We start from the raw sequence: 6538 nt of genomic DNA on the forward strand, positions 1-6538 counted from the left end.
AAGGGGAGTCAGCGTGACCGTCGCGTACTCCAGCGCGCTGGGGACGTCCCCATCGCGGACCAGGCACAACGTTCGATCAAGCCGGGTGAGTGTGCGTTCCATGTAGTCCTCCTCAGGGCACAGCCGCAGCGCTGACTGTTGCGCGGCCCAGGCCGCGGCGGTGTCTCCCAGATGAGTGAACGCGTTGCCCTCGTGGAAGCGGAACTGTGCCTCGTTGTAGCCGAACGCGGAGGCGTTCTCCTCGCTCGGAGACAGCTCATCCAGAAGTCGTCTCGCGCGAGCGAGAGCGGCGCGGGTTTCCGGCACTCTGGACGGACTGAGAGCCGCGTGCGCACGGGCCTCCAGCGCCGCTCCCAGGACCGCCCCGGCGCAGGAGGGGGCGACGTTCTGAGCGCCTTGGGCGACTCGGATGGCCTCAACGTGATCACCTGCGTAGTAGTGCCCATACGACTCCTGAGCCAGGACCCAGGAAAGGGTCGTCGCGTCGCCCGCTTCGGTGGCTGCGACGCGTGCGGTGGGGGCCCAGCCTCGGAAGGCCGTTCTGTTGTCGAGCTTGATGAAGGTCAGGCACATCAGGCCGGACATTTGCGCGACCACTCGGGTCAGTCTCCGCAGTGCGGACGCCGATCGGTGGCGCTCCAGCACTTGCCGAAGGTCATTGAAATCGGCGGCGAGATCCTGCACCAGGACTTCCGCAGGGCGGCTGCGAACGGCCTCTCCATGCAGGAGAACCGTCGTCTCCCAATGTTCAAGCGCGGCTTCGGACATTGCTCCGGCGGACGTCACCTCGTCAAGGCTGAGGCGGAGCCGCTCGAAACCGCTGGCCGGGTCGTCCTGCTGGAGAACGGGCAGCGAAGGGCCGAACAGGTCGCTTTCGGTGGTCCCAAAAGCTCGGGCGTAGAGCATGCGGTAGGGGTCGCGGGGCTCGTTGTGCCCGGCCTCGTACGCCTTGATTCGGCGGACGATCGTCTCGCGGGCGGGCAGGCCGTTGCGGGTCGCCCCGTCGGCGGCTTCGACCAGGTGGCGGGCCATTTCCTTCTGGCTCCACAGCCGGTCGCGTCGTTCGGCGCGCAGTCGTACGGCCCATGGGGGAAGTTCGGCGATCATCGCGTGCACCTCTTCGTCAGACGTGGGGCGTCCTGACCACACCCAGTGTCCCCCGATCGCATCTGTGACGCATGGGTTACTGACTGTTGTCATTGATGGCGGAAGAGGTGAACAGTCGGGGTCCGCAGGCGCGGGAACGCCGTACGGACCCCTTGGCCAGGAATCGAGGTCCTGACCTGTGACAAACCATAGAGCCATTTCTCCCACGCAGGGGTTCGCCGGGTGGAAGATCATGCGCAGTGACGCCGGGCGCCTGTGGGCGTCCCGGGAGCGGCCGATCCCTGCGGTCGCCGAGCAGGCGGGTGCGTGCCGTACGGTCGACGGCGACGACTTGGTCGAGTTGTGCCAGGCCATCGCGCGGCAGGAGAGCATCGCCGAGCAGCGGGCCCCTGAGCTGGGCGTCTCCTGGGGGCAGAACGGCGACGCCGCGCGGGTGAGACCGGCGGTGCCGGTCCAGCCTGGGTGAGTGGTCGGCGGTCGGAAGCGAGCTGCTTCCCCTGTCTTGTCCCGGTCTGCACCTGCCGCCCGCCCAGCCCGGCCATGTGCGGCTGCGTTGGCTGTCCGAGACCAGGCGGACCCCGTCCGTCCGGCACACCTGTGAGGAGTGCCTGGCCCTGTCGGTCGAGCTGTGTGCGGCGGGGGGACTGATGTTCATCCGCCGTACGGATCGCACGCACTCGAAACCCCAGGTGCGCGAGACCGAGTGGTTGATCACTTGCGGGGTCCGTGACCTGTGGCGCGACCTGCTGACCGGCTGCGCACGCTGAGCTGCCCCGCTGACCGAGTTGCCACGGTCGACGGGGCCGGGGCGGCCTCTCCTGCCTGACTGGGTGATGAGAGGCCGCCCCTCCTGGCCGGGCACTCGCCCCGCGAGACGGCGGACACCGCTGCCCGGCCACCTGAGCCGCCCGCCTGCCGAAAGCCCCCGTCACGGCAGGCGGGCCACCAGGCCGCCCCGAGGCTCCGACGCGCGACGCCGACCACATCGGAGTCGGCCAAGCGCACGTATTGGGCCAGGAAAGAATCGAGGTAATTGGAGCTGGTGAACGGTTCGTGTGTATCGGCCCATGTCATGAGACTGGGCTAGGTAATTCTGTAAACCGGACGTACGATGGGCCGGTTGGTTGACATCATGGTGTGCGGCAGGTGGGCTTGGTTGTCTGGAGGATCGCGTGACGCTTCGACTGCGGCTTATTGCTTCGATTTCCCTGGTAGCTGGACTGGCCCTGTCCGCATGTGGCGATCCTGAACCAACAGCAGCCGAAGCCGGCCAGATCCTCAAACGTCACATCGATCAGACGGTGCAGCACGCTTTTGGTACAGACATCGAGGTAACTGATCCCGGAGGTAGGGACATTCCCTGTGGGAGTGAAAAATACAAACAGAGCTACGCGGTTCAGGCAAGAGCTAGAGTTGGATCTGGAGATTCTGAAGGCATAACACTCGCTTTGGTGGGCACGCTCGACTCTATCGCCGACTACAAGCTGGTCAAGACTGGAATGACTCCGACTTATCAGCAGGCCGTGAGTGATCAATACCATACGAGGATTGAACTCTCCTCTCCCAGTAAGGGTAGAATTGAGGTGCGAGGCGAGACGGAGTGCTTGTCACCGCAATGAGGTTGAGCATCATTCGTAAGGTGATGGGCCCCTAGTTTCTGCGACTTTCCTCGCCCCCGCGAAGCGCTCCTCAAGAGATGTCTGGACCTCGCCAAGGATCCGGTCGTCCAGTCCGCCGGAGCCGTTGGCGATGAGCCAGTTGTCGAAGTTGCGGACGGCTTCCTTGTTCTTGGCGATCTCGGAGAAGGGCAGCAGCTTGCCGTCTGCACCTGCGATGGGCGCCTTGGAGAAGCGCGGGTCGTTCGGCGGGACCTTGGCCTTGAATCCGTTGGACAACAAGATGTTCGCCAGCCAGGTCTCGCGGGCCATCCAGGCAGCGCGATCCCTTACGTCCAGTTCGCTCAGCCGGCTTTTCTCCGGTGTGATCGCGGGCTCCACGCCGAGCGGCGTGAAGGTCGAAACTCCAAGCCACAGAATCTGTCCGGCAACGCCTGAGATGGCGAACCCGGTGACGCCGAGACCGAGGCCATAGGCGAACATTTCTGCCTTGACCCTGGCCTGGTCCTCGGCGTCGAGTTTCCCCTGCACCTCTCGCTCAGTCGCGAACTGCAGACCGGCGACGTAGCCGAGCGCCCGCATCGCCCGTTCGAGATGGTCAGTGCTCTTGCCATGGTCCATCTTGGCGGCGGTGTTGACGAGCCTGTCGGTGAGGTTGCCCATTCCTTCTTCGAAGGGCTTGATGTGCGCCGCCGAATCCGCGAACGTCTTGACGAACTCGTAGGTGTCCTTCGGGCTGAGGCGGAACACCGGGTTCAGGCCAGGCACGATTGTCTTGACCGGCCCGAAGGCGCTGGGCTGGGTGCGATTGGCATCACCGAGGTTGGCACCCTCGGTGAACTCGGTGGCGTAGGAGCCCGCGATCTCGGCCATCGATGTTCGCATCGGATACGGGACGCCGAGTTTGGGCATTTCCCGGATCACGTCAAAGGCGAACCTCGCGGCCTCCGTCGAGTGCGCCCCGTCCTTCTCGTCGTACGCTCCTGAGGCGGTCGCCAGTGCGCGGCCGAAGGCGCCGGCTATCTCGTTGCCGGAGCCGACCGTCTTGCTGTAGTCCAGGAACCGCTTCATCATCTCGACCGGACTGAGCTTGACACCGTCGCCGCCCAACTGGGCGAATGCGGTCCGCGCGGCCTTGCCCTCCCCGACCAGTACCTCCAGCGCGAGGGGGATCGTGTCGGGGGAATAGCCGTAAGTCCGGGACAGGCTCGCGCTGCCGCCGAGCCAATCCTGGCGCGGGTTCTTCATGAAGTCGTCCAGGGCGAGAGCGCGGGCGGCGGCCACACGGACATCCGTCGGTGCCTTCGCTCCGACAAGCAGCGTCAGCCGATTCCACGCCACGCCCCGGTCGGCTGGCTTGCTTACCAGCTCGGCCTTCAGCCTCTCCACGGCCGGAATGCGGCCGGGTGCGCGCAGAGCGGCGCCCAGGGCGGCGCTGAAGGCGGCGAGATCCTCCTTCGCGGTCGGGCTGCCGGTGTTCATCAGGAGGTCGGGCAGCGCGTCGCGTACCTTGGCGGGCAGTGTGGCGAAGAACGCCGCAGCGGCGGCGGGGTCCTTGGCGAGGGCAGCGATCTCCTTGATGTGCTCGTGGGCGAGTTCGCCCTTCGTTTCGGAGGTGAAGTCGGAGTTCTCGAAGATGCCGGTGCCGTACGTGAGGCCCAGGCCGCGGCCGGTCGCGAAGCTGTCGAGCGCGTCCGGCAGGCGGGCGAAGGTGTCGTCGCCGGTCCCGTTCAGTGCCTTGATCAGCTCGGCCCGCTCCGAGAGTTTGGGCACCTGGCCTCTGCCCCAGTCGGCGATGGCCGTGACCTGCGTGAGGGGAGTGGTGCTCACCCCGTTCGCCCGGAACAGCCCCTCGAAGTCGGACGAGAAGGTGGTGAGCCGGTCGGCGGCCCGGCGCAGGTCGGCCGCCATCGCGTTCATCGCCGCCGGGTCGATGCCGCAGAAGTCGCCGCTGGGAGATGTCATCGCGTCCTTCCCGAACCGAGGGGCACGGCGTTCAGGGGCGTCCGGTCAGCTGGTGCCGGATGAGGTCGGCCTGGGAGCGGGTCACCATCGCCGGATGCCGGTGCAGTTCGTCCTCGATCGCGTGGGTCATCTGCCGTACGAGCTGGGCCAGGCGGTGATGCCGGTCCGCCACCTCGTTCGTCCATTTCGAGGCGGTCGGTCCTGTCCAGACCTTGGCCGACTGCATCGCGGCATAAATGCCTTGGTATGCCTGCCCGACCTCGTGGGCGCGGCTCTGGACTTCCTTGAGGAGTTCCACCAGTTGTGCGTGGCGAGGGTTGGGCACCATCTCTTCCGCCACGCCGCCCCCTATCTGCCGCTTCACGCCCCCGCGTTGCATTCGATGTCAAAGGTAGACATCGTCCTATAGCCTCGGCAACCGTACTCTTCGGATATTCAGCCGAGGAGTATTTTCGGATTGCCCGATAAGTTCGCCAGGCTGAATCCTCCTTGAGGGAAGTTATCCCCGCCTCGGTCGCGTCGCCAGGGGAAGCAACCGACAAATTGGAGCTCCAACCGGTGGTATGCCGCGTCGATCACGACCATCGGCCGGAGCGGGTCAGCAGCCGGGGTATTTGCCGGGCGCGGCGCGGCCTCCGCTGAACTGGTCGGCGAAGTCGTCGGCGAGTTCGGTGATGACCTCCCGGCCTTCCAGCCGGGACAGCCAGCGCTCGGGAAGGGCCGCCTCGCCGTGCCGCGCGCCGAGCAGGTTGCCGCAGACGGAGCCGGTCGAGTCGCTGTCGCCGGAGTGGTTGACCGCGAGGAGCAGCGCCCGCTCCACGTCGTCGTCGCTCACCAGGGCGCAGTAGACGCCTATCGCGAGCGCCTCCTCGGCCACCCAGGCGCCGCCGAGCGACTCCACCGTCTCCGGTGACGGCTTCGCCGCGTCCGCCAGGGCGACCGCGGCCTGCAGGGCGGTGGTGGTCTCCTCGTGCGCGGGCTTCTCCCGCAGCATTTCGAGGGCGTGGTGTACGGCCTCCAGGGGCGGCCTGCCCTCGACCAGGAGGGAGACGATCGCCGCGAAGGCTCCCGCCGCCAGGTAGCCGGTGGGGTGACCGTGCGTGATCTGGGCGCATCTGGCCGCGAGATCGAAGGCCGCGTACGGGTCGCGGGCGGCCAGCCCGAACGGCGCCGAGCGCATCACCGTGCCGCAGCCCTTCGACCGGGGATTGACCGGCCCGGGTTCGCCGGGAGCGGCGGCGGGACCGGGCGCGACGCGCAGTCCGGACAGGCAGGCGTTTCCGGGCGCGCGGCGGGAGTACAGCCAGGTCTGCTCACGAAGCCGGCCGGTTCGGACGAGATCGTCCGCCGGCGGCGGGGAGCGGTGCTCCTGGGTGTCGAGCCAGCGCAGGTAGGCGTTGCGGACGACGTCGGCCTCGCTGCCGATGCCTCTCTCGCGTACGCGGACGTCGGCGCGGATCAGCCCTTCGGCGGTGAACAACGTCATCTGGGTGTCGTCGGTGACCAGGCCGACCTTGCCCCGCCAGTCGGGGGTGAAGTCGACCAGGCCCGCGCTGCCGTGGTCACGCTTGATGACGGCCAGCGGGTCGAACTCGACGGGCGCGCCGAGGGCGTCGCCGATCGCCCCGCCGAGCAGGCAGCCGCGTACCTTCGCCCGGAACGAGATTTCCCCCGTATCGGCATAAACCCCCACGCTGCCCCCTTCTCGCTTGCCCGCTCTCCCTATGATCCCTTATCGGGCATTCCACCACAGCTCTTCCTGTGTAGTGAGCCATTCGGGGTCGTCCGGCAGAGCGAGTCGGAGGCAGCGCCACACCCGCGGGGTCAGGACTGGTTGAACAGGGAGAGGG

At 66.9% G+C, this 6538-nt stretch carries 6 protein-coding genes and 1 pseudogene; 3 read left to right on the forward strand and 4 right to left on the reverse strand.

The genetic code is table 11. The annotated features are described in order from the left end of the window. Nucleotides 1-1107, reverse strand: a pseudogene (locus Mam01_RS35635) (hypothetical protein); the annotation flags it as partial. Nucleotides 1108-1285: 178 nt separating this feature from the next. On the opposite strand from Mam01_RS35635, the gene Mam01_RS35640 reads away from it, so the two are divergent. From Mam01_RS35640 to Mam01_RS35650, 3 genes are all read left to right on the forward strand, one after another. Beyond that, nucleotides 1286-1573 carry a hypothetical protein gene (locus Mam01_RS35640; RefSeq protein ID WP_239101870.1) on the forward strand — a complete coding sequence of 96 codons (288 nt, stop codon included), beginning with the start codon at nucleotides 1286-1288 and terminating at the stop codon, nucleotides 1571-1573. Nucleotides 1574-1649: 76 nt separating this feature from the next. Beyond that, nucleotides 1650-1874: a hypothetical protein gene (locus tag Mam01_RS35645; RefSeq protein ID WP_204289630.1), complete on the forward strand. Its 225-nt coding sequence runs from the start codon at nucleotides 1650-1652 to the stop codon at nucleotides 1872-1874. A gap of 405 nt (nucleotides 1875-2279) precedes the next feature. Further along, a complete protein-coding gene (locus tag Mam01_RS35650) occupies nucleotides 2280-2726 on the forward strand; it encodes a hypothetical protein (RefSeq protein ID WP_204289631.1) in 447 nt (148 codons plus the stop codon). Nucleotides 2727-2735: 9 nt separating this feature from the next. Here the strand turns inward: Mam01_RS35650 and Mam01_RS35655 are convergent, their stop codons facing one another. The 3 genes from Mam01_RS35655 to Mam01_RS35665 all read right to left on the reverse strand — a co-directional run bounded on the left by Mam01_RS35655 (nucleotide 2736) and on the right by Mam01_RS35665 (nucleotide 6381). Continuing rightward, nucleotides 2736-4688, reverse strand: coding sequence for a DUF6571 family protein (locus Mam01_RS35655; RefSeq protein WP_204289632.1), 1953 nt, complete (start codon nucleotides 4686-4688; stop codon nucleotides 2736-2738). A 31-nt stretch (nucleotides 4689-4719) separates the two neighbouring features. Then, a complete protein-coding gene (locus Mam01_RS35660; RefSeq protein ID WP_204289633.1) occupies nucleotides 4720-5028 on the reverse strand; it encodes a hypothetical protein in 309 nt (102 codons plus the stop codon). Nucleotides 5029-5286: 258 nt separating this feature from the next. Continuing rightward, on the reverse strand, nucleotides 5287-6381 hold the full coding sequence (locus Mam01_RS35665; protein WP_204289634.1) for an ADP-ribosylglycohydrolase family protein: 1095 nt from the start codon (nucleotides 6379-6381) through the stop codon (nucleotides 5287-5289). Between the last annotated feature and the right edge of the window lie 157 nt (nucleotides 6382-6538).

It is taken from the genome of Microbispora amethystogenes, assembly GCF_016863015.1.
GTDB lineage: Bacteria > Actinomycetota > Actinomycetes > Streptosporangiales > Streptosporangiaceae > Microbispora > Microbispora amethystogenes.